This window comes from Stenotrophomonas sp. ZAC14D2_NAIMI4_6, assembly GCF_003086875.1.
Lineage (GTDB): Bacteria > Pseudomonadota > Gammaproteobacteria > Xanthomonadales > Xanthomonadaceae > Stenotrophomonas.
This window is the reverse complement of the sequence record NZ_CP025996.1, coordinates 413,115-438,496: the sequence shown is the minus strand read 5'-3', so window position 1 is coordinate 438,496 and position 25,382 is coordinate 413,115. Positions and strand designations below refer to the sequence as shown.

Here is a 25,382-nt window from a genome sequence, read left to right as displayed (position 1 = left end):
GCCGGCGGGGCGGCTCAGAAGTTCCACGTCACCACCAGCTGGGTGTAGCGCGGAGCCTGCCAGCGCGTGCCCGTGCCGAAGGTGGCTTCGCGGTACACGCCCGGCTGGGCTTCGTAGCGCTGGTGCACGTTGATGGTTTCCTGATTGTTGAACAGGTTGTACACCGACAGCCGCGCACTCAGGTCGATGCCCTCCACCGGCAAGCGCCAGGTCACGTTGGCCCCCAGGGTCCAGGTCCACGGCAGGCGGCCGAACGCACCGCGCGGGCTGTACTCGAACTGGCGCTGGTCATACGGGCCAGAACAGTTGGCCACGCACAGCCAGCCGGTGCCGCCGCCGCTGCCCTCGCTGGAGGTGCTGCCGCCGGCGATGCTGTCGTTGGGCCACATCACGCCATAGGCGGTGATCGGGCCACCGGACTGCACCTGCAGCGTGGTGCCGAACGACCACTGCTTGTTCAGCGCATACGCCGCACGCAGCTTGAACTGGTGGCGGAAATCGTTGAACAGCACGCCATAGCGTTCGTTGGTGGCCGGGTGGTCCCAGAACTGCACCATGCCGGTGTCGCCGTAGTTGGTGTCCGAGTTCACCGGGCCTTCGAAGTTGCCTTCGCTCTTGGACCACAGGTACGAGGCGTTGAACAGCCACTTCTCGTCCCAGGCGCGGTCGATCTGGAACTCCAGCCCCTTGTAGGTGCGCTTGGGCTTGGAATAGCCGATCACTTCGCCGCTGCCGCCCTTGCGGTAGCCGCTGTTGGCGGTATCGATGGTGATCCAGCCTTCCTGCGCGCAGCCAATGCTGGAATCGCCCCAGATGGTCAGCGATTCGCCGGGGTTGGCGATCGGCCACAGGGTGCTGGGGGTCGGCCCGCACGGGGTGTAGTTGATGCGGATGTCATCCAGTGCGCGGGTCATGCGCCGGTAGGTGGCGTTCACGCCCCACGACCAGGCCTGGTTGATCATGCTCTGGAAGCCCAGGATGTACTCGTCCTGGTAGACCGCCTTCAGGTCCTTGTCCACGCTCTGCCGCAGGTCGGCGCCGCCGGTGTTCATGCGCGTATCGGTCGGGCCGATCTGCTGGCCGATGATCGGCGCCATGTACGCCGAGCCGGTGGGCGAGGTCTGCTGCTGCCAGCCTTCCAGCACGTAGTAGCTGTATTCGTCGGTCAGGCCGCCGGCGAAGTTGACGTTGATGTTGTTGGTGACCGGCAGGTAGTAGCGGCCGGCGTTGCCGAACAGCTTGGTGCTGCCATCACCGCGCATGTCCCACGAGAAGCCCACGCGCGGCGCCACCAGGTCGTCCATCTTGATGAAGGCATTGCCCTGCGCGGTGCGGTTCTCGAAGCGGTCCCAGCGCACGCCCAGGTTCAGCATCAGGTTCGGGGTGACGTTCCAGATGTCTTCCAGGTAGAAGGCATTGGCTTCGGTTTCGAACTTGCCACCGGACTGGCGGTTGCGGGCGCGCAGCATTTCGGTCACGCCAGCCGGCACGTAGGCATTGGCGCCGTCCCACACTTCATCGCCGGGGCGCGCCACGTAGGCGGTATAGCTCAGCGCAGTGGGGCCGGGGTAGCGGGTGGACTGATCGGTGGTCATCAGTTCGCGGTCCACGCCGAAGCGCAGCAGGTGGTCGCCCAGTTGCCATTCAAAATCCAGGCGCGCCACATCGCGGGTGTCATCACGCTCGGCCACCGCGGTACCGGTGGGATGGCAGCCGGCGCGCAGGCCCTGCAGCTTGTACAGGCGGGTGCCGTAGGTGCTGTCGGTGAACACCGGGCTGCAGGCCTGGTCCAGCGACGAATTGGTGAACGCACGCTGGTTGTTCTGCCCCACCATGGCGCGGGCAGTGAAGTTCTGGCCGAAGTGGCCGGTATAGGTGGCCGACCAGTTCTTGCCACCGGTTTCGGTTACCGAATCGCCGCCCCAGGCGCCGATCTCGTCCTCGTCCCAGTCGTAGCCATAGGACGCGTTGGTCACGTCGCCTTCGTCGGAAAACGCCAGCAGGGCCAGGCTGTGGTTGTCGTTGATGTTCCAGTCCAGCTTGGCGCCCCAGAAGCCATTGCCGGAATCATTCTTGAACCACGTACTGCCATCGGACGAGGTGTTGTGGCCCTTGTCGCTGCGGTCTTCGTACATGGCGAACAGGAACAGCTTGTCCTTGATGATCGGGCCCGAGCCCCAGACGTTGGTCTTCAGGAACGAATTGTTGTCACGGCTGCCATAGGAATGCGCGCTGCCATCGCGGTGGAAGTGGTCGCCCGCGCTGGAGCGCCAGGCGCTGGGTTCGGCGGTCACTTCCACGCCGCCCTTGAATTCGTTGCTGCCCGAGCGGGTGACCGCATTGATGACACCGCCGGTGGAACGACCGAACTCCACCGAATAGCCACCGGTCTTGACCTGGAATTCGTTGAAGAACGCGAACGGCGCGGTGCTGAAGCCGCGCCGGGTGTACATGTCGGTCACGTTCAGGCCGTTGATGAACACCGCGTTTTCAGCCACCGACGAACCGGCGAAGGACAGCCCACCGAACGAGGAATTGCCGCCCACCACGCCCGGCGCCATCAGCGCCACCGCCGACAGGTCCTGCGCCACCGGCAGCCGCGAGATCTCCTGGCGGTTGATGTTGAACGAGGTTTCGGTGGAATAGACATCCACGCGGTTGACCACGCGCGTGCCGCGCACCTGCAATGCATCCAGGTTGGTCACGCCGCCACCGCTGGCCAGGTTCACCGTGGTGGTGCCGCCCACCGCCACGCTCACCGCCACCTGCTCGCCCAGGGTCTGCCCATCGCGGCTCAACTGCAGCTGGTAGTCGCCCACCGGCAGCTGGCCCAGGCGGTAGCTGCCATCGGCGCCCACCGTCACCGTGCGGGTCAGGCCGGTGCTGCTGCTGACCACGGTGATCTGGTCACCGGCACTGGCCCGGCCGGCCACCGCGCCGGTCACGTTCTGTGCGAATGCGATGCCCGGCGCGATCACGCCCAGACACGCGCCCAGGGCGACGCTCAACGCCGCCCGCTTGATGCTGTAAGCCTTCATCCCCTGCTCTCTCCTGCAAGAATTGAATGGTGTGGAATGGATCTAGCGGATGTCGCGCTGGGGTTGCCTGGCGGGCAGTACCTGCCACTGGAGGTCATAGCTCCACTGGTCGAAGTACAGGTTGCCGCCTGCCCACTCGGCCTCGCCGCGCTGCGAGTCGACCGTTTCCGAGCGGTAATGCTGTTTGGCCGGCACCAGGGGCTGGCCGAAATCATCGTTGAAGGCGATGCGGTAGCCGTCCAGGCCACCCAGGTAGAAGTCGCGCAGCGCAGGCACATCGCTGGCCAGCGCGCCGGTGGTCACGTCCATGGGCAGCCAGCCATACGGCGCCAGGTAGACCTGCCCCCAATCGTGCAGGTTGTTGTAGCCGCTGCCATCGTCTGAAAACACCATGCCCGACTGCCAGCGCGCGGGAATGCCGTTCATGCGCAGCAGGGCGATCAGCAGCAGCGTCTGCTGGCCGCAGTCAGCATGGCCGGCGCGCAGCGCGTAATCGCTGATGTTGCTGAGCGTGGAGTACTCGCGCGCACCGGCCCACGGAATACGATCGACCGCGGCGAACAGCCTGCGTACCACTTCATACGGCCGCGTTTCACCCTGCAGCACCTGGTCGGAGAACAGCTTCAGCGCCGGGCTGAACTGCACATGCGGCACCTGCTCGGCCAGGTACGGCTGCAACGCGGGGTCGGCAGGCGTGGCCTGCACGCGCGCCGCATCGATGGCCGAATGCCGCGCGAAGATCGTCAGCGCGTAGCGGATTTCGAAGCGGGTGGGTTGCCCGGCCACGGCCTTGGCTTCCATGTACGCCGTGCGCTGCAGGGTGCCGGCCGGCGCTACCTGCGCGTTGCCCGGGGTGCTGCCCAGCCATTGCAGCTGTTCCTGCTGGCCGGCAATTTCGCGCGGGTACGGAATCCACGCGCGCACGGTTTCGCCGGCCGGCACCGCATCGGCCTTCACCGTCAGCGACTGGGTGAATGCAATGCGCTGCGGCAGCACCGAGGCATTGCCGGTGCGTGCGGCCGCGGCCAGTACCTGCTGGTGATGCGCGTTCAGCACTTCGTTGGGGCCGGGCGCTGGCAGCGGGGCATCGGCACGGCGGCGCGCACGCGCTTCATCACTGAGCAGGAACAGGTTCGACGGCGCGCGCTTGAAGTACCAGCGGGTGCCGTCGATATCCAGGTGCTCAATCAGCCCGCGCTGGTCCCAGCGCGCGAATTCTTCGTCGGTCAGGTCGGGAATCCAACGGCGCACGGCCGCCTGTGCGGCGGCGCGGTCCAGGCTGAAATCCAGACGGATGCGGCGCATGCGCTCGCCCTGGAACTGCAGTTCGGCGGTGCCAGGCGCTTGTGCGATCAACGCCTGCGCATGCGCGAAGTGGCCGGCGTCGACGGCATCGATCACCTGCAGCAGGCGCGCGCCAGACGACGGTGCCGCCGCAGCCGCGCACGCCCACAGCAGCAGCGCGGCACCCAGGCCGGCGGCAACAGGCAGACGCGGTTTGCGAACGACGGATTCCACAGCGACACTTCCCCAGCGCGGGTGGTAACGGCTGTGTAACACGGGCGGCAGGGGCGGTCAATAATTTATTCTTGCTTTCGCCGTCGAAAGGAATAAATATTCCTACAGGCATTCGAGGAGGGTGTGCAGCGCATGATCCTGGCTTCCCGCAAACCGCGCCGTGGCACCTGGCGCCGCTGGTCCCTGGCCCTGTGCCTGCTGGCCACGCCGGTCTTCGCACAGGCCGCACCCGATCCCGGCGCAGCGCTGCCGTATGTGATCGGGCTGCACGAGGCCTACCTGACCCCGGACTACTGGGCCGCGCGGCTGGACAACGCCGATGCACCGATCCTGGACCGCGCGCAGATCCAGGCGCAGAACGCGCGCATGCGTGCGCAGGATGCCCACATCCAGGATATCGCCGCGCTGCCCGCGCAGCTTTCGGCGCAGCAGGTACGCGCCAGCATCACCGCGCTGTCGCAGTGGCCGACGCGTGCGCTGTACAACGACGCCGGCCAGGACATCGCCCCGGCCCAGCGCAGCGCGATCGAAGCCAACCTGGGCCTGCAGGGCGTGCCGGCGCAGGTCAGCCCGGCCTATGGTCTGGTGGTGAAGCGCGCCGCACTGCGTACCTTCCCCACCCGCCAACGCGTTTTCAGCAGCCGCGGCGATACCGATATCGATCGCTTCCAGGAATCGGCGCTGTTCCCTGGTGACAAGGTGGCCGTCGTGCACCGCAGTGCCGATGGCCGCTGGCTGTTCGTGCACAGCGAACGCTACAGCGCCTGGATCGAAGCCGAAGCCGTAGCCACCGGCGAGAAGGCCAGCGTGCTCGGCTATGCCACGCAGGGCCCGTACCGCATCGTGACCGGCGCGGTCGCCCATACCGCCTACACCCCGGAAGAACCGCGCGTATCGCGCCTGCAGCTGGACATGGGCGTGCGCCTGCCGGTGCTGGCCGACTGGCCGGCCGCCACCGCGGTGAACGGCCAGCAGGCGCATGCCGCGTGGGTGGTGCAGCTGCCGGTGCGCGAAGCCGACGGAAGCCTGAAGCTGGTGCCGGCCCTGCTGCCGCGCTCGCAGGGCACCGCCGCCGACTACCTGCCGCTCACCCCGCGCCTGCTGCTGCAGCAGGCCTTCAAGTTCCTGGGCGAACGCTACGGCTGGGGCCACGACTACGACACCCGCGACTGCAGCGGCTTCGTTTCGGAAATCTACCGCAGCTTCGGCGTGCTGCTGCCGCGCAATACCAGCGCGCAGGCAGTCAGCCCAGCGCTGGACCGCCTGCCGTTCACCGACAAGGACAGCAAAGCCGTGCGCGACCGCGCCGTGGCCAACCTGCAGGTGGGCGACCTGGTCTACATTCCCGGCCACGTGATGATGGCCATCGGCCACGTCGACGGCCGCACCTGGGTCATCCACGATACCGCCGGCGGCAGCTGGTTCGGCGCCGACGGCAAGCGCGTGCAGGCCCATCTGAATGGTGTCTCGGTCACCCCGCTGGAGCCGATGATGGCCAGCGACACCGTCCGCTACATCGACCGCATCACCAACATCCAACGCCTGCGCACCAAGACCCCTGAATGAAGATCACCGCCATCGAACTGGGCATGCTGCGCGTGCCGCTGAAAACGCCGTTCAAGACCGCCCTGCGCACGGTGGAAACCGTGGAGGACGTGGTGGTGCTGGTGCGCACCGATACCGGCCACACCGGCTACGGTGAAGCACCGGCCACCGCGGTGATCACCGGCGATACCCACGGCTCGATCATCGAAGCGATCCGCCACTTCATCGCCCCGCGCCTGATCGGCCAGGACGTGGTCAACCTCAACCGCCTGTGCGGCCTGGTGCAGACCGCCATGGAGCGCAACACCAGCGCCAAGGCGGCAGTGGAGATCGCCTTGTACGACCTGTGGGCGCAGCTGCACGGCGCACCGCTGTACCAGATGCTGGGCGGCGGCGACCCGGTCATCACCACCGACATCACCATCAGCGTGGACTACATCGACAAGATGGTGGCCGATTCGCTGTCGGCCATCGATCGCGGTTTCGAATCGCTGAAGATCAAGGTGGGCAAGGACATCGGCCTGGACATCGAGCGGGTGAAGGCGATCCACACCGCCGTGCAGGGCCGCGCCCTGCTGCGCCTGGACGCCAACCAGGGCTGGACCGCCAAGCAGGCGGTGCATGCCATGCGCACGCTGGAAGAGGCCGGCGTGGTGCTGGAACTGCTGGAGCAGCCGGTGAAGGCCGCCGACATCAACGGCCTGAAGTACGTGACCGACCGGGTGAACACCCCGGTGATGGCCGATGAAAGCGTGTTCAGCCCAAGCCAGGTGATGGACCTGATCCAGCAGCGCGCGGCGGACATCATCAACATCAAGCTGATGAAGACCGGCGGCCTGTCCAACGCGATCCGCATTGCCGACATTGCCGGCATCTACGGCGTGCCGTGCATGATCGGCTGCATGATCGAATCGAGCATCAGCGTGGCCGCCGCCGTGCACCTGGCCGTGGCCAAGAGCGATGTGATCACCAAGGTCGACCTGGACGGCCCCTCGCTGGGCCAGTTCGACCCGGTCAGCGGCGGCGTGCATTTCAACGAATCGGAGATCAGCATTGCCGATGTACCCGGGCTGGGCATCACCGAAGTGCGTGGGCTGGAGATGCTGGGTTGACCCGATCAGTCGAGCATGGCTCGATGCTGCCATCGATATGGGCGACTGATCGTTGGTCGGGCGTTACTTTTCTTTGCGCGCAAAGAAAAGTAACCAAAAGAAACGCTCCGCCGTCCGCGAGCCGACGTGCTGCGCACGCCGGTGCCCTGCGCTCCTCGGTCCGCCGAGGGACGGCGCGGAACTCGCTGCGCTCAGACACCCGCGCCTCTTCGCCCTCGCCGGACCTGCGGTGCTCGGCTCGCTACAAGGCGGATTCAAAATCCAACGCAACAGCCGCCAGTAGATCCACGCCATGCGTGGATGCTCTTACCTTTGCCTTTGCCCTACCCCATATCCCCTTCGCGGCTGGCACGCGCGCGATCTGTCCGGGGTCGGGCGGGTGGGGCTTGCAGGGGTGTCCGCGCCATGGATGGCGCGGCCAAGCCTCCATGGACGGATTCACGGCGTCCCCTGCAAGCCCCACCCGCCCGACCAACCCCATGACCCGCTCTACGCGACCCACCGCAACGCCTTTGATAACCCCCGGACGCCCCCCATGCCGCCCCTGCTGAAAATCCGCGCCGAGCGTGGGCAGATGTCGGCCATCGAACGCCGCATCGCCGATTTCATCCTGGACAATGCCCACCTGCTGCGCGATTACTCCTCGCAGCAGCTGGCCAGCGCGCTGGGCATCAGCCAATCCAGCGTGGTGAAGTTCAGCCAGAAGCTGGGCTTCAAGGGCTACCCGGACCTGAAGTATTCCATCGGCCAGGACGTGGCCCGCGCCGGCACCGCCGCGCCGCAGGCCCCGCATGAGCCCGAAGGCGGCGACGACTACCAGCGGCTGGACGACGCCCTGCAGCGCAGCAAGGCGCAGGCCGAAGAAGAAACCCGCGCGGCCAATCCACGCGAGGAAATCGAACGCATCGTGCAGATGCTCGATGGCGCGCCCAAGCTGTTCGTGTATGGGCTGGGCGACGACGGCCTGTACGCGCGCGAATTCGCCATGCGCCTTTCGCTGCTGGGCCTGCTGGTGGTGCCCCACACCGACCCGGTGCTGCTGCTGGCCAACCTGTCCGCCGCGCGGCCCGGCGATGTGCTGCTGGTGTTTTCCGAGTTCGGCCACCTGCCCCAGCTTTCGCACCTGTCGCGGCAGTTCCAGGACATGGGCGGCAAGGTCGTTTCGATCACCCGCCACACCGCCAACCCGCTGCGCGCGCACGCCGCCGCGTCGCTGGTGGTGTGCGCGCACGACCGCGCACCGCAGGTGGCGCAGCTGCTGTACCGTAGTGCCATGCACGCGCTGCTGGATTTCCTGTTCGTGCTGCTGTGCCATGCCAATCCGGATCGCCAGCGCCAGCTGGCGGTGAACCTGGAGCGGATCGACCACCTGTTGGATTCCTGACCGGAGTGCCTGCATGAACCGCTTGTTCCGTCGTGCTGTCAGCGTGGGTCTGTTGATCCTGCTGCCGCAGTTGCCCGCCGCCGCCCTCAGCCCGCTGCCGCCGCCCCTGGCGCACAGCAACCAGCTGGTGGTGGTGGTGACTGACGACTGGGATGCCACGCAGGGCAAGCTGCAGGCCTACGCGCGCGGCGCCAAGGGCTGGCAGCCGCAGGGCCCGGCATTCGACGTGGCGATCGGGCGCAAGGGCAGCGCCTGGGGCCTGGGCCTGGCCGCTGCGCCGATGGACGGCCCGCAGAAGCAGGAAGGCGATGGCCGCAGCCCGGCCGGTGTCTTCGCCATCGGCAGTGCCTTCGGCTACGCGGCCAAGGCCAGCACCGGGCTGACCTATCTGCCCATGCAGCAAAGCAGCTACTGCATGGATGTACCGGCATCGCCGTACTACAACCAGCTGGTGGATGCGCGCGAGGTGGGTGCCGAGGCGGTAAAGGATTCCACCGAGCCGATGCGGCTGGACCTGCACAACAAGGGCGACGTGCGCTATCAACAGGGCTTCATCATTGCCCACAACGCCGGCAATGAACCCGGCCGCGGCAGTTGCATCTTCGCCCATCTGTGGCGCCAGCCCGCCGAAGCCACCGCCGGCTGCACCGCCATGACCGCCGCGCACATGCGCACCCTGCTGGCCTGGCTGAAAGATGACGCGCAACCACGCTTCGTGCTGCTGCCGCGCGCGCAGTACCTGCATTACCAGGACCGCTGGCAGCTGCCCGCACTGACGAGGGCACTGCGTTGAGCGCACAGGACGAACCGCAGCTGCAGCGCGCGGTCAGCCGCTGGCAGATCGTCGGGCTGTCGATCAACGATGTGATCGGCAGCGGCATCTACCTGCTGCCAGCCGCCACCGTCGCGCTGCTCGGTCCCTTCAGCCTGTGGGGCGTTGTCGCCGCGGGCATCGTGGTGGCCCTGCTGGTGCTGTGCTACGCGCAGGCCGCCAGCTACTTCGATGAACCCGGTGGCAGTTACCTGTACGCGCGCGAAGCCTTCGGCCGTTTCGCCGGCTTCGAGATCGGCTGGATGATCTGGCTGACCCGCATCAGTTCCGCCGCCGCACTCAGCAATGCGCTGGCCGATGCCGTGGCGCGCTTCTGGCCGTGGGCCGGTGCCGGCGTCGGCCGGCTTGCGGTCATCGTGCTGTCGCTGGGCTTCCTGACCGGGGTAAACATCATCGGCGTGCGCTCGGCCGCGCGCACCGGCATCGTGCTGGTGATCGGCAAGATGCTGCCGCTGCTGCTGTTCGTGGCCATCGGCGCGTTCTACATCGATCCGCAGTTGGCCTTCTCCGGCCAACGCCCCGATCCGCACGATCTGCAACGCATGGGCGAAGCGGCCCTGCTGCTGCTGTACGCCTATGCCGGGTTCGAGAACATTCCGGCCGCCGCCGGTGAATACCGCAACCCACGCCGCGATATTCCCTTCGCGCTGATCACCATGATCGTCACCGTCACCGTGATCTACGGTGCGGTGCAGCTGGTCGCGCAGGGCACGCTGGCCGGCCTGGCCAGTTCGGCCACGCCGCTGGCCGATGCCGCCGCCGGCTTCGGCGGCGAGGCGCTGGCCCTGATCCTGACCGTGGGCGCCACCATTTCCATCCTGGGCACCAACAGCAACACCATGATGATGGGGCCGCGCTTCCTGTTCGCCCTGGCCCGCGATGGCTACGGGCCGAAGGTGCTGGCGCAGGTGCATCCGCGCTTCCGCACGCCGGCGGCCGCCATCCTGTGCCAGGGCGTGATTGCGCTGGGCCTGGCGCTGTCTGGTTCGTTCGTACAGTTGGCCCTGCTGTCGATGACCACGCGCCTGTTCGCCTACATCGGCACGGCGGCGGCGGTGCTGGTGCTGGCCAAGCGCTTCGCCGACCGGCCCGGCGCGTTGAAGCTGCCCGGAGGCCCGCTGATTCCGGTGCTGGCGCTGCTGCTGTGCGTGGCGCTGTTCATCAGCGCCAGCTGGCAGAACATCGCCGCCGCGCTGATCGCCTTCGCCATCGGCGCGGTGATCTACAAGCTGCCGCGCAAACCCGACATGTAGAGTCGAGCCATGCTCGACTGGCATTTCTGTAGAGTCGAGCCATGCTCGACTGGATTTAACGGCCGTCGAGCATGGCTCGACGCTACAGAACAGGGATACCTGCCCTTCACGCAACCGGCCCGGGCTGTTAACCGCAGCCCGGGCACGATCAGGCTTCGTCCACCACGGAGCCCGAGCGATGAGCCCCGACTATCAGATTCCCGGCCGCGTGCCGGAAGACAGCACCCCGCGCCAGGCCGTTTCCGACTATTGGCGCGACCGTTACACGGCCGAGCCGTACTACGACGAAAGCCTGTACTTCGACGACTATGAACCGGCGTATCAGCTGGGCCATTCCGCGCGTGCTCAGGACATCATCCGCGCCTACGAGGAAGTGGAGCGCGAACTGGAAGGCCGCTGGGCGCAGGAACGCGGCAAGAGTCGGCTGGAATGGGCGCAGGCGCGCAACGCCGTGCGCCGTGGCTGGGAAGAATCCGAGCGCGTGCCGCGCAACCGCTGAACACGGCTGCGCATCGGTGGCGCCGGGTAGGCTCGGCGCCACCGCTCATCCGTCATTCCTGTTCCGGCAGCGGCGGAATGGCCGTCCCACGCGGCGCTCCCCCCGCACCTGCGGCGATCAGGTCGCGGGTGTTCTTCTGCACCGCCACCGCACCAAACAGCGACAGCGCGAAAGCCATGCCATAGAAGCCCTTCTCGCTCAGCGCCAGGGTGGCGTTCCACAAGCCCACCAGCAACAGCAGCAGCGCCGACAGCAGCGCAAACCAGCACAGCGCGTAGTACAGCCCGCTCACCGGGATGCCTTCCACCCGGTCGCGCACGCTCTTCTGCAGGGAAACGGCGGCGAACAGGCCGAACAGCAGCAGCGTCAGGTAGTAGCCTTTCTCGTTCAGCGCCATCTGCGCGTTGAACAGGCCGATCAGGTAGGCCACCGCCCCCAGCAGCAGGGCCACCCACGAGGCGGCGATGAAGGCGGGGGACGGTCGTGCGGTAACGGGGGTGTGCATTGCAGATCCTTGCAGACTGGCGGGCATGCATTGCCCGGGCACGGCCACCCTAGACCATTGGCGAAGCGCCGCACAGGGGGCAGCAGGACCTTCGGGCCACGACCGTCACCCCCACGGTGGTATACAACACAGAGCCTGGCCATCCGCATCCCCGTTGGAGATACCCATGACCCGCACGCCCCTGCTGCTCGCCCTCGGCCTGTTGCCGATCCTTGCCACCACTGCCTGCAGCGCCGCCGGCCCGGACACGGCAGCCACCTCCGCAGCCGCCGCGGCGCCGGCCAGCACTGGCGAGCGCCCGTTCACCGCCACCGAAGTCAGCCGCTTCGACCAGCCCTGGGCGATGACCTTCCTGCCCGACGGCAGCCTGCTGGTGACCGAAAAGCGCGGCAAGCTGCAGCACTTCGATATCGCCAGCGGCGCCAAGCATGAGATCCGCGGCGTGCCGAAGGTGGCCTACGGCGGCCAGGGTGGTTTCGGCGATGTGATCCTGCATCCGGACTTCGCCCGCAACAATGTCGTTTACGTCAGTTATGCCGAAGAAGGCACGCTGGACACGCGCGGCGCGGCCGTGGCCCGTGCCACCCTGGCACTGGATGCACAGGGCGGCGGCGAGCTGAAGGATCTGCAGGTGATCTGGCGACAGACGCCGAAGGTCAGCGGCCAGGGCCACTACGGCCACCGCCTGGCGTTCGGCCCCGATGGCAAGCTGTGGATCGGTTCCAGCGAACGGCAGAAGTTCGATCCGGCGCAGGACATGGGCAGCAACCTGGGCAAGATCGTGCGCCTGAACGACGACGGCACGCTGCCGGCCGACAACCCCTTCGCATCGCAGGGCGGCGTGGCGGCGCAGGTCTGGTCGCTGGGCCATCGCAACATCCTGGGCATCGCCTTCGATGGCAACGGCAAGCTGTGGGCGCAGGAAATGGGTCCGGCCGGCGGTGACGAGCTGAACCTGATCCAGCGCGGCTCCAACTACGGCTATCCCATCGTGTCCAACGGCGACCACTACGATGGCCGCCCGATTCCCGACCACGACACGCGCCCGGAATTTGCCGCACCGAAGGTCACCTGGAACCCGGTGATTTCGCCGGCCGGGCTGATCTTCTACAACGGCGCGCTGTTCCCGCAGTGGAAGGGCAGCGCCTTCATCGGCGGCCTGTCGTCCACCTCGCTGGTGCGCGTGGCCTTCGACGGCGACAGCGCCCGCGAGGCCGAGCGCTTCAACATGGGTGAGCGCATCCGCGAAGTGGAACAGGGCCCGGACGGTGCGCTGTGGCTGCTGGAAGATGGCAGCAAGGCACGCCTGCTGAAGCTCACGCCGAAGGCCTGATCACCCGGCAATGCGCAGCTGGAACGGCCCCGCATGCGGGGCCGTTTCGCTTTCCACTTACTGGATGGTGATGACCTTCACTTCGCTGCGCGTGCACGCCGCATCCAGGCACGTGCCGTTCAACCAGACCTGGCCATCGCCGATCATCACGCCCTGCTGGTTCACGAAGACCTTGCCGAAATCCTGTTCGGACACGGCCTTGACCACCGCCGGGGTGATGATGGTTTCGTAGTTGCGCTGGAACTCACCCGGGCCGGTGATCTTCCTGCCGCCGGCGATATTCAGCGGGAAGCGCACTTCCTCCACCACTGCCGCACGGTCGCCACCGACCACGGCGGTCTTGAACGCGTTGAACACCTTTTCGTACTGCGCCGCGTCGCCCAGCACGCTGTCGATGCGGGCACGCGCGTCATCGGCGCTGGTTTCAGCCGGCGCGACCGCGGGGGCGGCGGGTTCAGCGGCAGGCGTGGGCGCGGCCGCAGCGTCCATCGGCGGCGGTGCGTCGGCCGCGGGTTCGGCCGGCGCGGGCGGCTGCGAACAGGCCGCCAGCAACAGGGCCGGCATCAGGAAAGCGATCTTGCGCATGCGCGAACTCCATCGGATCGAAAGCCCGATGGTAGCGCCGGGCCAGCCCCGGCGTGTTCGTGCATCGTGAGCAAGGCAACGCCGGGCATGGCCCGGCGCTACCGCTTGCCGTAGATCCACGCCATGCGTGGATGAGGGCGCGATCAGCCCTTCAACAGCTCGAACTGCACCGCTTCACCGGCCGCCGACGAGGCACACACCCACACGTCGAACTGGCCCGGCTCGGCACGCAGCACGCCGTCGCGGCCGGTGAACGCCAGCTGCTCGCGGGTCAGGGTGAACACCACCTCGGTCGATTCACCCGGCTGCAGGGCCACCTTGCGGAAGTCCTTCAGTTCACGCACCGGACGCACGCGGCTGGCCACGCGGTCGTGGATGTACAGCTGCACCACTTCTTCGCCGGCCACGCGGCCGGTGTTGGTCAGGGTGGTGGTCACGGTGAGGGTGTCATCCCAGCCCAGCTGCGCGGCGCTGAGCTGCGGCACGCCGTAGGCGAAGGTGGCGTAGCCGATGCCGTGGCCGAACGGGTACAACGGCTCGTTCGGAATCTCGCGCCAGCGCGCCTTGAATTCCGACATGGTCGGCAGTTCCGGGCGGCCGGTGCGCGGGTGGTTGTAGAAGTACGGCTGCTGGCCGGACACCTGCGGGAAGCTGACCGGCAGGCGGCCGGACGGGCTGTAATCGCCGAACAGCACATCGGCCACGGCATGGCCGGTCTGCGTGCCCAGGTACCAGGTAACCGCCACGGCGTGCGCATTGCGCACCGCGCCCTGCAGGGCCAGCGCGCGACCATTGCGCAGCAGCACCACCAGCGGCTTGCCGGTCATCGCCACGGCCTCGGCCAGCGCCTGCTGTGCCGGCGGCAGGGTGATTTCCACGCGCGACTGCGCTTCACCGCTGTACCGCTGCGGTTCGCCCAGTGCCAGCACCACCACATCGGCACGCAGCGCAGCGGCCACGGCCGCTTCGGTGCCGCCCGGGATGGCCGCTTCCAGCTCGCAGCCGGGCACGATTTCCAGCAGTGCTGCATCGCCGATGGCCGCGCGCACGCCGGTTTCCAGATCCACGTAACGCTGCTTGTCGCCGAACAGGGTCCAGCAGCCTTCGATGTTCTCGCGGTCCTGCACGAACGGGCCGATCAGGGCGATCTTCTGCCCGGTCTTCTGCAGCGGCAGCACGTTGTCGCGGTTGTTCAGCAGCACGATGGAACGGCGCGCGGCGTCGCGCGACAGTGCGTCGTGGGCGGCGATGTGCGCGGTGTCCGCTTCGCGCGCCGGGTCCAGCGACCGGTACGGGTCGTCGAACAGGCCGATGGTTTCCTTCAGCCACAGGATGCGGCGCACGCCTTCGTCCAGCACGGCCATCGGCACTTCGCCGCTTTCCACCAGGCCCGGCAGGTGTTCGGCGTAGAAACCACTCTGCATGCTCAGGTCCAGCCCGGCGGTGAACGCCTTGGCGGTGGCATCGCGGTCGTCGGCGGCATAGCCGTGGGCGACCAGCTCCATGTCGGCGGTGTAATCGGAAATGACCACGCCCGGGAACTTCCACTCACCACGCAGGATGTCGGTCAGCAGTTCGGCGTTGGCACTGGCCGGCACGCCGTTGATGTCGTTGAACGAGGACATCACGGTGATCGCGCCGGCATCGAAGGCGGCCTTGAACGGCGGCAGGTGCACGTCGCGCAGGGTCTGCGGCGAGATGTCCACCATGTTGTATTCCATGCCGGCCATCACCGCGCCGTAGGCGGCGAAATGCTTGGGCGTGGCCAGCAGCGAATCGGCGGCGCGCAGGTCGCTGCCCTGGAAGCCGCGCACGCGGGCGGCGGCGAACGCACAGCCCAGCACCACGTCCTCACCGGCGCCTTCGGCACCGCGGCCCCAGCGCTGGTCGCGGGCGATATCCACCGCCGGCGCGTAGGTCCAGTGCAGGCCGGCTGCGGTGGCCTCGATGGCGGTGGCACGGGCGGTGCGCTCGGCCAGGTCCGGCTCGAAGCTGGCTGCTTCGCCCAGCGGGATCGGGAACACGGTGCGCATGCCGTGGATCACGTCGGCGGCCAGGATCACCGGAATGCCCAGGCGGCTTTCCTCGGTGGCCACCTGCTGGATGCGGCGGCCCAGTTCGGCGCCCACGCCATTGAACAGCGAGCCGACCTTGCCCTCGCGCACCTGCTGCAGCACCTGGTCGGCGTTGCGCACGTTCGCTTCCGGGTTCACGTCCGGCGCGAACGGACGCACCATGTCGGCGAAGACACCCAGCTGGCCGACCTTTTCCTCGACGGTCATCTGGGCAATGAGGGATTCGATGCGATCGGAGGCCACCAGCTGTCCTTATGAAAACGTTTACAAGCCCGGCATTCTAGCGTTCCCGGGCGGTTTGGCGAGAGGTTTCTACGTTCAGTTTCGTGCGCCCGCCCACAGTCTGGGCGTTCCATACGGGTGCGGACGCGAGCGTGCAGCTTACTCCGAGCCGGCCTGCTGGCGCTGCCCGGCCATCAACATGGCGTCGCTGGAGGCCTGGAACACGCGCAGCCCGAAGGCCGGCAGGATGGCCAGCAGGTGGTCGAAAATGTCCGACTGCACCGCCTCGTACTCGGCCCAGGCGGTGCTGCGGGTGAAGCAGTACAGCTCCAGCGGCAGGCCTTCGGTGGTCGGCTGCAGCTGGCGCACCAGCAGAGTCATGTCCTGGTGGATGCCGGGGTGGTTGCGCAGGTAGCGCTCCACGTACACCCGGAAGGTGCCCAGGTTGGTCACCCGGCGGCTGTTCACATCGGCCACGCCCTGCTCGCGCAGGCGCCCGTTCCACTGCCCCAGCTCCTGTTCCTTTTGCTGCAGGTAGTCGCCCAGCAGGGCGAACTGGCCCAGGAACTGCAGGTCGCCATCATCCAGGAAGCCGACGCTGTGCTGGTCCAGATACAGCGCGCGCTTGATCCGGCGGCCACCGGCTTCCTGCATGCCACGCCAGTTCTTGAACGATTCGGTCACCAGCTTCTTGGTCGGAATGGTGGTGATGGTCTTGTCGAAGTTCTGCACGGTGATGGTGTGCAGGGCGATGTCGATCACGTCGCCATCGGCGTTCTGGCTGGGCATTTCGATCCAGTCGCCAATGCGCACGCGGCCATCGCCACTGATCTGCACGCTGGCCACCAGCGACAGGATGGTGTCCTGGAAGATCAGCATGAGCACCGCGGTGGCCGCGCCCAGACCGGTCACCAGCGGCCCCAGCTTCACCCCCAGCAGGGTGGCCAGGATCGACAGACCGGCGGCCACGAACACCACGATCTTGACCACCTGCAGATAGCCCTTGATCGGCTTGTTGCGGGCATCGGGCTTGCGCTCGTACAAGTCGTTGGCCGCGTCCAGCGCGTGCGACACCGCCAGCGCCAGAGTCAGCACCGCCCAGGCGGTACACAGCGCCACCACGCCACTCACCAGGCGCGGCGGCAGATCGGGAATCAGGGCCACGCCCGAGGCGATCACCTGGCTGGGCACCACGTTGGACAGGCGCGCGATGACCCGCATCAGGTGGCTGCCACGGCCGGTATCGGCACCGGGCAGGCGGCTGATCAGCCGCCGCAGGCCGCGCAGCAGGATGCGCTTGGTCACCCAGTTGGCCAGGCCGGCGGCGATCAGCAGCGCCGAAATCATCAACGCCAGGTAGGCGCCGGGATAGGGTTCCAGTGTGTTCTGCAGCTGGTCCAGCCACTGTACCGCCACCACCGCGTCCACCATCCGTTGTCTCCTTGTTGTTGTGTCATGCAGGCCGGCCCGCGGCCGGCAGAAAAACCCGCGTCCGTCAGTCGCGCGAACGCTCGATGATCACACCCACCGCGCGCGCGCCGCGCACCGCACCGGGCTTGCTCAGCTTCAGCCGCAGCCATTTCACCTCGAACTCGTCCAGCACGATCTGCGCGCAGCGCTCGGCCAGCGTTTCCACCAGACCGAACTCCGATTCGCGCACGAACTGTTCCAGGCGTTTGCTGACCGCCTTGTAGTTCAGGGTATGGGCGATGTCATCGCTGGCAGCCGGGCGACGGTTGTCAAAGCCCATCTCCAGATCGAACACCAGGTCCTGGCGGATGCGCCGTTCCCAGTCGTAGATACCGATCAGGGCGTCGATGGTCAGCCCTTCGATGAAAACCTTGTCCATTGCGGTTACCAGCCGAATACAGACGGCCATGGTACCGGCACGGCGGTGAGCCTGCCCGGAACGGGGGGTGGCGGTGGATGCCGCGGAAAAAACAAAGGGCCCTGCTAGCGGGGCCCTTTGGTACCTCTCGACGTCCCCAGGGGAAGCTGGAATCCAGCCGCGAGTCCCGGAGCACACGCTCACGAAGGTATCGCATCGGTCCTGCTCGTTGCGAGAGGCGATTGCGGCATTGCTGATGCCGGAAAAAGCAAAGGGCCCCGCTAGCAGGGCCCTTTGGTACTACCGTTTGTCCCCGGGGGGAGCTGTTGAACAGCCGCGGATCCCGGTGGCGCAGGCCAGCAGATTAGGCGGGGACCAGATTGTCGGTCAAGGCTGATTCCGACAACACAGCTCGGCGGGCTATCCAACTCGAAAAGCAGAGAATCGGCCACACAGGGAACGACGTTTCCTGATGGCGGTGGCAGCCGCCTGCGCCCAACATCGATCTCTCCTTCACCACCGCCCTTCACGATGGCTCCCTACGATGCACTAAGGCGCGCGTTGTCAGCGGAGCGTCTGTCTACCTACGAGAGAATCGCATCGACCTGCAGCCCTGGAGTCACGGTCGAATCCCTGTACATCTGGAACATGCGGATGTGCGGTGCACTGATGATGCCGGTCCATCTATGCGAAGTGGTCACCCGCAACGCTGCAGCATCCGCACTTGCCCGACAGCACGGGCCAAGGTGGCCGTGGAGCAGCGCCTTTCGACGCAGATTACCTACCTCATCCTGCGCGTCTTCCCTTTCAGCACTGGAACAGCTTGCCAGCCGCGTAACCGATACATCCGAGATCATTGCCAACCTGCCGATGGTGTTCTGGCAGCAGCTGTTCACTTGTCGCTTTGATTCCACACTATGGATACCAGCACTCGGTGCGGTTCTACGCCATGCGCCTTCTGCTCACCCCAGTGTCATCAGAAAGGCCTTCCACGCAGACATTGGCCGCATCCGCCACCTGCGCAACCGCATCGCCCACCACGAACCCATTCTGGAGCGTGACATCGGTGCCGACCTGGCCGCGATCGGGCGACTGATCCATGCGCGCTGCCCGCATACCCTAGGCTGGCTGCAGCGGCATGAGCGGGCGACGACGGTGCTGGCCGCATCGCCGTTGGGTGCCCGTCCGTAATGCGTCCGCCGGGCATGGCCCGGCGCTACCGGCGCGCGTGGTTTACGCCGCCGGGAAATCGTCGCTCACACCGCCGGCAGGGTCGCCATGTCCCAGCGCGGGGTCACCTCGACCTTCGGCGGGTTGTGCTGCCCGGCCTGCAGCCGCAGCGCGCCGGCGAAGGCGATCATCGCGCCGTTGTCGGTGCACAGCGCCGGGCGCGGGAAGCAGGCACGGCCGCCCAGGCGTTCGGCCATCTGCTGCAGGCGCGCGCGCAGGCGCTTGTTGGCGCCCACGCCGCCGGCCACCACGATCACGTTGGTGCCGGCCGCTTCCAGTGCGCGCTCGCACTTGATGCTCAGCGTTTCCACCACCGCATCTTCGAAGCCACGGGCAATGTCGGCGCGGGTCTGCTCGCTCTGGTCGCTGTCGCGCCAGGCCATCAGGACCTGGGTCTTCAGGCCGGAGAAGCTGAAATCCAGCCCCGGCCGGTCGGTCATCGGCCGCGCGAAGCGGTACACGCCGGGCGTGCCCTGCTCGGCCAGCCTGGCCAGCTGCGGGCCACCGGGGTACGGCAGCCCCATCATCTTGGCGGTCTTGTCGAAGGCCTCGCCGGCCGCGTCGTCCAGGGTTTCGCCCAGCAAGCGGTACTGGCCGATGGCATCCACCGCCACCAGCTGGGTATGGCCGCCGGACACCAGCAGGGCCACGAACGGGGCCTGCGGCGGGTCGTCTTCCATCAGCGGCGCCAGCAGGTGGCCTTCCATATGGTGTACGCCCACCGCCGGCACCTCCAGCGCCCAGGCCAGCGAACGGGCCACGCCCGCCCCCACCAGCAGGGCGCCGACCAGGCCGGGGCCGGCCGTGTAGGCCACCCCGTCAATGTCGTCCACGCCCAGCCCGGCCTCGCCCAGGGTCTGGCGGATCAACGGCAGCAGCTTGCGCACGTGGTCACGGCTGGCCAGCTCGGGCACCACACCACCGTATTCGGCGTGCAGGGCGATCTGGCTGTAGACCGCATGGGCGCGCAGGGCCGCGCTGCCGGCCAGGTCGGTGTCATACACCGCCACGCCGGTCTCATCACAGGAAGATTCGATGCCAAGGACTCGCATGCCTGCTATTATGACGCCCCTGCCGGTCCCTCGGGGACTGTGCAGAACCCTCTGCAATCGAACCACCGGCCCGTATTCAGGGTTGGCCGCTTGCAGTTTGTCTTTTCGCCGCTATAATGTGCGGCTCGCCGGGCGTGACCCGGTTCTACTGTGTCCCGGAGATTCCATGCCCAGCGTCAAAGTCCGCGAGAACGAGCCCTTCGAGTTTGCTCTTCGCCGCTTCAAGCGCACTTGCGAAAAGGCCGGTGTGCTGGCCGAAACCCGCAAGCGCGAGTTCTACGAAAAGCCGACCCAGGAGCGCAAGCGCAAGGCCGCCGCTGCTGTGAAGCGTCAGCTGCGCCGCTCGTCGCGCGACGTCACCAAGCGTCAGCGCCTGTACTGATCGGACGCATCTTCATTGCGGCGGGCTCGTCCTTCCGCAGTGGAGTCGAAGCCGGCACGCGCGAGCGTTGCCGGCTTTTTGCGTTTCCGGGCCTGGGCATCCGCCCTGCCCCACCACCATCACCTCGAGGTTCCTCATGAGCATGAAGCAGCAGCTCACCGAAGACATGAAGGCCGCCATGAAGGGCGGCGAGAAGCACAAGCTGGGCGTGATCCGCCTGATCAACGCCGCCATCAAGCAGAAGGAAGTGGACGAGCGCATCGAGCTGGATGACACCGCCGTGATCGCCGTGCTGGACAAGATGGTCAAGCAGCGCAAGGACTCGGTCAGCCAGTACGAAGCGGCCAACCGTGAAGACCTGGCCGAGATCGAGCGCGCCGAGATCGTGGTGATCGAAGCCTACCTGCCGGCCAAGATGGGCGAAGCCGAAATCGTGGCCGCCATCCAGGCTGCCATGGCCGAAACCGGCGCCAGCACCCCGGCCGACATCGGCAAGCTGATGGGCGCGCTGAAGCCGAAGCTGGCTGGCCAGGCCGACATGGGCCTGGTGTCCAAGCTGGTCAAGCAGCAGCTGTCGTAAGCCAGCCCTTGGGGTCGGATCCCTTTCGCCACGCGAAAGGGCTCTGACCCCATCGCGGTCCCCGGCGCTTCACCACGCCTTCGACCCCCGGCTGCTACAACAGCCGCATGGTCGAACCGGCACCCCGCGTCCCCGTGAATCTGCAAAAGTACGTCCAGCGCCTGCAGGACAGTTTCCCGATGGCGGTAGGCAAGCGCTTCGTCGACATCGACGTGCTCACCCAGGCCGCCTCGGTCTCCTTCTACGCCCTGCTGTCGATGGCACCGCTGCTGGTGCTGCTGCTGTGGCTGACCGCCTCGCTGTACCCGCCCGCGCAGCAGGCCCTGGTCGAACAGATCAGCTCGGTGGCCGGCAGCAGTGCCGCCACGGTGGCCGAAACCGTGCTGAAGAACGCCGACAACCAGCCCGACGTGGGCTCGCTGGCCGGGCTGTGGAGCACCCTGCTGCTGTTCATCGGCGCCACGGCGGTGTTCGCCCAGCTGCAGAACGCACTGAACCTGATCTTCCGCACCAGCGGCGAACGCCTGGATGGCATCAAGGCCTGGCTGCGCAAGCGAGTGTTCTCCTTCGGCGTGGTGCTGGCGCTGGGCTTCCTGCTGATCCTGTCGATGACCGCCACCACCATGCTGCAGGTCGCATTCGCGCAGCTGCCGTCGGTGCTGCCAGCCATCGGCTACCTGACCAGCCTGCTGCTGTACGCGGCCGGCTTCGCCTTCATGTACCACTACCTGCCGGACCGCCGCGTGGCCTGGCGCCAGGCCTTCATCGGCGGCGTCATCACCTCGGCGCTGTTCGCGCTGGGGCGCTATGGCATCGGCGTGTACATCGCCACCGTCGCACCGGGCAGCGCCTACGGGTCGATGGGCGCGCTGGTCATTTCGCTGGTCTGGATCTACTACGCCACCGTGGTGTTCTTCGTCGGCGCCTTGATGACCGCGGTGATCGACGAACGCTTGCGCGCGCGCAACCATCTGGCGCTGGCCGGCATCGATCCGGCCACGGCGCAGGCAGATGCCCAGCAAGGGGTAAACTAGGGGCACTGACTGTTCCCCTCTGCGTGGCCCTGCCGGCCGCGCCCCTGCCCTGTTGCCCATGGCCCGTATCCCCGACGCATTCATCGACGACCTGCTGGCCCGCTCCGACATCGTCGAGGTGGTCGGCAGCCGCGTGCCGTTGAAGCGCCAGGGCAAGGAATACGCGGCGCGCTGCCCGTTCCATGACGAGCGCTCGGCCTCGTTCACGGTCTCGCCCACCAAGCAGTTCTATCACTGCTTCGGCTGCGGCGCGCACGGCACCGCCATCAGCTTCCTGATGAACTACGACCGCCTCGAATTCCTCGATGCGGTGGACGAACTGGCCAAGCGCGCCGGCATGGAAGTGCCGCGCAGCGAGAACCCGCGCAGCGCGCAGCAGCAGGACGAAGGCCGCGAGCTGTATGCCGCACTGGATGCCGCCATGAAGTTCTTCCAGAAGAACCTGGAAGGCAGCGACAAGGCGCGCGCCTACCTGGATGGTCGCGGCGTGGACGAAGAGAACCGCACCCGCTTCCAGATCGGCTACGCGCCAGACGGCTACAGCGGGCTGCGCGATGCGCTGGGCAAGGACGAGCGCAAGATGAAGCTGCTCGACCGCGCCGGCCTGTTTTCCAAGAACGACCGCGGCCACGTCTACGACAAGTTCCGCGACCGGGTGATGTTCCCGATCTTCGACCGCCGTGGCCGGGTGATCGCCTTCGGCGGCCGCGTGTTCGAGAAGGACGACGGCCCCAAGTACCTCAACTCGCCGGAAACCGCGCTGTTCCACAAGGGCCGCGAACTGTACGGCCTGTGGCAGGTGCGCCAGGCCAACCAGAAGATCGAACGGTTGATCGTGGTCGAAGGCTACATGGACGTGGTCTCGCTGTTCCAGTTCGGGGTCACCCAGGCGGTGGCCACGCTGGGCACGGCCACCACGCCCGACCATGCCGAGCTGCTGTTCCGCAACGCGCCGGACGTGTTCTTCTGCTTCGACGGTGACGCCGCCGGCCGCCGTGCCGGCTGGAAGGCGCTGGAATCAGTGCTGCCGCGCATGAAGGATGGCCGCCAGGCCTTCTTCCTGTTCCTGCCCGACGGCGAGGACCCGGACACCATCGTGCGCAAGGAAGGCGCCGAGGTCTTCAACGAACGCCTGAAGCAGGCCACGCCGCTGTCGCAGTTCTTCTTCGATGAACTGACCCGCGAGATCAACCTGGGCACGCTGGACGGCAAGGCCCGCCTGGCCGAACGCGCAAAGCCGATGCTGGCGCAGATTCCCGATGGTGCCTTCGGCGACCTGATGAAGCAGCAGCTGGCGCAGCTGACCGGCCTGGGCGGCGGCAACGCGGCGGCCGCGCGCGCGCCGATGCCGCAGCGCGCGCCGGCCCGGCAGATCCAGCCCATCGCCAAGCGCAGCCTGGTGCGCGGCGCCATTGCCGTACTGCTGCAGCAGCCGTCGCTGGCGCTCACGCTGGGCGGCAAGCACCACTTCCAGGGCCTGCGCCTGCCCGGCGTGGAGCTGCTGCTGGAACTGCTGGGGCTGGTCGAACAGCGCCCGGACATCAGCACCGGCGCCCTGCTGCAGCATTTCGACGGCCGCGAAGAGCAGGCCTCGCTGCACACGCTGGCCGCGCAGACCCTGCCCGGCGATGAGGCGGTGTGGACCCAGGAACTACACGACGCCGTCGCCCAGCTGGAGAAACAACTGCTGGTGCAACGTCTGGACGAACTGTTGGCAAAGCAGCGCCAGCAGGGCCTGGACGATACTGACAAGTACGAACTGCGCGAGCTGCTGAAGGCGCGCGCCACCCTGCGCCTGTAGGGCGGCCACCCACGGAGAGACCATGCTGCTGCGCCTGACCTGCCTGCTGTTGTTGTCGCTCTGCACGCCCCTGGCCGCGCTGGCCGGGGAAAACCCGATCAACGAAGTGCGCCCGGGCCTGCATGCCGGCGGCCAACCCAGTGCCGCGCAGCTGCAGGCGCTGGCCGCGCAGGGCGTACGCACCGTCATCGACCTGCGCCAGCCCGAAGAAGACCGCGGTTACGACGAGATGGCCCAGGCCGAAGCACTGGGCCTGCGCTACGTGCGCATTCCGGTAGCCGGCGCCGAGGGCCTGGATGCAGCCAACGTGCGCGCCGTGCACCAGGCGCTGCAGCAGAGCCAAGGGCCGGTGCTGCTGCACTGCGCCTCGGGCAACCGCGCCGGCGCCGTGCTCGCCCTGGTCAATGCGCGCTACGAACATGCCAGCCCGGAGCAGGCCCTGCCATTGGGCCAACGAGCTGGCCTGAAATCCCTGGAAGCCGCCACCCGCCAGCGTCTGGCGGAACCGGTCACCTCCCCCTGACCCCCACGTACCAAGGAGCCTGCCCACCATGACCCGCTGGTGGTCGCGCCTGCGACCGGACAACTTCACCCTCGCCCTGCTGTGCACCGTGGCCCTGGCCTCGCTGCTGCCGATGAAGGGCGCCGCTGCCATGGTGCTGGACGATGTCACCACCGTGGCCATCGCCGCCCTGTTCTTCCTGCACGGCGCGCGCCTGCCACGCGAATCGATCATCGGCGGCATGCTGCACTGGCGGCTGCACCTGACCATCCTGGCCTGCACCTTCATCCTGTTCCCGCTGCTGGGGCTGATGTTCAAGCCGCTGTCAGGCTGGCTGCTGACCCCCGAGCTGTATCTGGGCGTGCTGTTCCTGTGCACGTTACCGTCCACCGTGCAGTCGTCCATCGCGTTCACCTCGATGGCGCGCGGCAACGTGCCGGCGGCGGTCTGCAGTGCGTCGCTGTCCAGCATCCTGGGCGTGTTCCTCACCCCGCTGCTGCTGACCGCCCTGGCCGGCACCTCCGGCGGCGTGCACGACCCGCTGCATGCCATCGGCGGCATCATGCTGCAGCTGCTGGTGCCGTTCGTAGCCGGCCACCTGCTGCGGCCGTGGATTGCCGGCTGGGTGGAAAAGCAGCGCGCGCTGCTGCGCTACACCGACCAGGCCACCATCCTGCTGGTGGTGTATTCGGCGTTCGGCGAAGCGGTGACCGAAGGGCTGTGGAGCAAGACACCGCTCCTGTCCCTGTTTGCCGTGGCCGTGGTGGCTGCCGTGCTGCTGGGCATCGCCATGCCGCTCATCACCTTCCTGGCGCACCGCCTGCACTTCAACCGCGAAGACGAGATCGCCATCGTGTTCTGCGGTTCGAAGAAGAGCCTGGCCACCGGCGTACCGATCGCCAAGGTGTTGTTCGCCGGCGGCAGCCTGGGCGCCATCGTGCTGCCGGTGATGATCTACCACCAGATCCAGCTGATCGTCTGCGGTGTGATTGCGCAGCGGTATGCGCGGCGCGCGCCCTGAGTCCGGTAGCGCCGGGCCATGCCCGGCGGAACGCAGACGGGGTCAGAGCCC

General features: G+C 67.2%; 22 protein-coding genes. 14 read left to right on the top strand and 8 right to left on the bottom strand.

What is annotated here, in order from left to right; translation table 11 throughout:
• Nucleotides 1-14 precede the first annotated feature (14 nt).
• Nucleotides 15-3,038, bottom strand: a complete 3,024-nt coding sequence (locus tag C1933_RS01925; RefSeq protein WP_108751960.1) for a TonB-dependent receptor — start codon at nt 3,036-3,038, stop codon at nt 15-17.
• A 42-nt stretch (nt 3,039-3,080) separates the two neighbouring features.
• Entirely contained in the window at nt 3,081-4,556 is a 1,476-nt protein-coding gene (locus tag C1933_RS01920; RefSeq protein WP_108751959.1) for a transglutaminase-like domain-containing protein, read from the bottom strand.
• Between the two features lie 132 nt (nt 4,557-4,688).
• Here C1933_RS01920 and C1933_RS01915 point away from each other — a divergent pair, with 132 nt between their 5' ends.
• The 6 genes from C1933_RS01915 (at nt 4,689) to C1933_RS01890 (ending at nt 11,181) form a co-directional block, all read left to right on the top strand.
• A complete protein-coding gene (locus tag C1933_RS01915; RefSeq protein ID WP_108754702.1) occupies nt 4,689-6,122 on the top strand; it encodes an SH3 domain-containing protein in 1,434 nt (477 codons plus the stop codon).
• On the top strand, nt 6,119-7,213 hold the full coding sequence (locus C1933_RS01910; protein WP_108751958.1) for a dipeptide epimerase: 1,095 nt from the start codon (nt 6,119-6,121) through the stop codon (nt 7,211-7,213). The genes C1933_RS01915 and C1933_RS01910 overlap by 4 nt, the downstream gene beginning before the upstream one ends.
• Before the next feature lie 535 nt (nt 7,214-7,748).
• Complete coding sequence (locus C1933_RS01905; protein WP_108751957.1) at nt 7,749-8,597, top strand: MurR/RpiR family transcriptional regulator; 849 nt, start codon at nt 7,749-7,751, stop codon at nt 8,595-8,597.
• Nucleotides 8,598-8,610: 13 nt separating this feature from the next.
• Nucleotides 8,611-9,390, top strand: a complete 780-nt coding sequence (locus tag C1933_RS01900; RefSeq protein WP_108751956.1) for a hypothetical protein — start codon at nt 8,611-8,613, stop codon at nt 9,388-9,390.
• Nucleotides 9,387-10,682 carry an amino acid permease gene (locus C1933_RS01895; RefSeq protein WP_108751955.1) on the top strand — a complete coding sequence of 432 codons (1,296 nt, stop codon included), beginning with the start codon at nt 9,387-9,389 and terminating at the stop codon, nt 10,680-10,682. Before C1933_RS01900 ends, C1933_RS01895 begins: the two co-directional genes overlap by 4 nt.
• A gap of 178 nt (nt 10,683-10,860) precedes the next feature.
• Nucleotides 10,861-11,181 (top strand): hypothetical protein, encoded by a 321-nt coding sequence (locus C1933_RS01890; protein WP_108751954.1) that lies wholly within the window; start codon nt 10,861-10,863, stop codon nt 11,179-11,181.
• Between the two features lie 52 nt (nt 11,182-11,233).
• Here the strand turns inward: C1933_RS01890 and yiaA are convergent, their stop codons facing one another.
• Entirely contained in the window at nt 11,234-11,686 is a 453-nt protein-coding gene (gene yiaA / locus C1933_RS01885) for an inner membrane protein YiaA (protein ID WP_108751953.1), read from the bottom strand.
• 166 nt (nt 11,687-11,852) lie between these two features.
• Here yiaA and C1933_RS01880 point away from each other — a divergent pair, with 166 nt between their 5' ends.
• Complete coding sequence (locus C1933_RS01880) at nt 11,853-13,019, top strand: PQQ-dependent sugar dehydrogenase (RefSeq protein WP_108748258.1); 1,167 nt, start codon at nt 11,853-11,855, stop codon at nt 13,017-13,019.
• Between the two features lie 57 nt (nt 13,020-13,076).
• Here C1933_RS01880 and C1933_RS01875 read toward each other — a convergent pair whose 3' ends face one another.
• The 4 genes from C1933_RS01875 to folB form a co-directional block, all read right to left on the bottom strand.
• Nucleotides 13,077-13,604, bottom strand: a complete 528-nt coding sequence (locus tag C1933_RS01875) for a hypothetical protein (protein ID WP_108751952.1) — start codon at nt 13,602-13,604, stop codon at nt 13,077-13,079.
• Between the two features lie 143 nt (nt 13,605-13,747).
• Entirely contained in the window at nt 13,748-15,922 is a 2,175-nt protein-coding gene (locus C1933_RS01870; RefSeq protein WP_108751951.1) for a glycoside hydrolase family 3 N-terminal domain-containing protein, read from the bottom strand.
• Nucleotides 15,923-16,060: 138 nt separating this feature from the next.
• Nucleotides 16,061-17,332 carry a mechanosensitive ion channel domain-containing protein gene (locus C1933_RS01865; protein WP_108751950.1) on the bottom strand — a complete coding sequence of 424 codons (1,272 nt, stop codon included), beginning with the start codon at nt 17,330-17,332 and terminating at the stop codon, nt 16,061-16,063.
• Between the two features lie 64 nt (nt 17,333-17,396).
• Nucleotides 17,397-17,750 carry a dihydroneopterin aldolase gene (gene folB / locus C1933_RS01860; RefSeq protein ID WP_108751949.1) on the bottom strand — a complete coding sequence of 118 codons (354 nt, stop codon included), beginning with the start codon at nt 17,748-17,750 and terminating at the stop codon, nt 17,397-17,399.
• Nucleotides 17,751-18,260: 510 nt separating this feature from the next.
• Here folB and C1933_RS01855 point away from each other — a divergent pair.
• The gene (locus tag C1933_RS01855) at nt 18,261-18,920 is read left to right on the top strand and encodes a hypothetical protein (protein ID WP_108751948.1); all 660 of its coding nucleotides are present in this window, start codon (nt 18,261-18,263) and stop codon (nt 18,918-18,920) included.
• A 65-nt stretch (nt 18,921-18,985) separates the two neighbouring features.
• Here the strand turns inward: C1933_RS01855 and tsaD are convergent, their stop codons facing one another.
• Complete coding sequence (tsaD, locus tag C1933_RS01850; RefSeq protein WP_108751947.1) at nt 18,986-20,011, bottom strand: tRNA (adenosine(37)-N6)-threonylcarbamoyltransferase complex transferase subunit TsaD; 1,026 nt, start codon at nt 20,009-20,011, stop codon at nt 18,986-18,988.
• Between the two features lie 166 nt (nt 20,012-20,177).
• Between tsaD and rpsU the strand changes: the two genes are divergently transcribed.
• The 6 genes from rpsU to C1933_RS01820 all read left to right on the top strand — a co-directional run bounded on the left by rpsU (nt 20,178) and on the right by C1933_RS01820 (nt 25,331).
• A complete protein-coding gene (gene rpsU / locus C1933_RS01845; RefSeq protein ID WP_002808376.1) occupies nt 20,178-20,393 on the top strand; it encodes a 30S ribosomal protein S21 in 216 nt (71 codons plus the stop codon).
• A gap of 136 nt (nt 20,394-20,529) precedes the next feature.
• Nucleotides 20,530-20,973 carry a GatB/YqeY domain-containing protein gene (locus tag C1933_RS01840; RefSeq protein WP_108751946.1) on the top strand — a complete coding sequence of 148 codons (444 nt, stop codon included), beginning with the start codon at nt 20,530-20,532 and terminating at the stop codon, nt 20,971-20,973.
• A gap of 107 nt (nt 20,974-21,080) precedes the next feature.
• A complete protein-coding gene (locus tag C1933_RS01835) occupies nt 21,081-22,007 on the top strand; it encodes a YihY/virulence factor BrkB family protein (protein WP_108748250.1) in 927 nt (308 codons plus the stop codon).
• Nucleotides 22,008-22,065: 58 nt separating this feature from the next.
• Nucleotides 22,066-23,808 (top strand): DNA primase, encoded by a 1,743-nt coding sequence (dnaG, locus tag C1933_RS01830; RefSeq protein WP_108751945.1) that lies wholly within the window; start codon nt 22,066-22,068, stop codon nt 23,806-23,808.
• 22 nt (nt 23,809-23,830) lie between these two features.
• The gene (locus C1933_RS01825) at nt 23,831-24,331 is read left to right on the top strand and encodes a sulfur transferase domain-containing protein (protein WP_108751944.1); all 501 of its coding nucleotides are present in this window, start codon (nt 23,831-23,833) and stop codon (nt 24,329-24,331) included.
• Between the two features lie 28 nt (nt 24,332-24,359).
• The gene (locus C1933_RS01820; protein WP_108751943.1) at nt 24,360-25,331 is read left to right on the top strand and encodes a bile acid:sodium symporter family protein; all 972 of its coding nucleotides are present in this window, start codon (nt 24,360-24,362) and stop codon (nt 25,329-25,331) included.
• Nucleotides 25,332-25,382 lie beyond the last annotated feature (51 nt).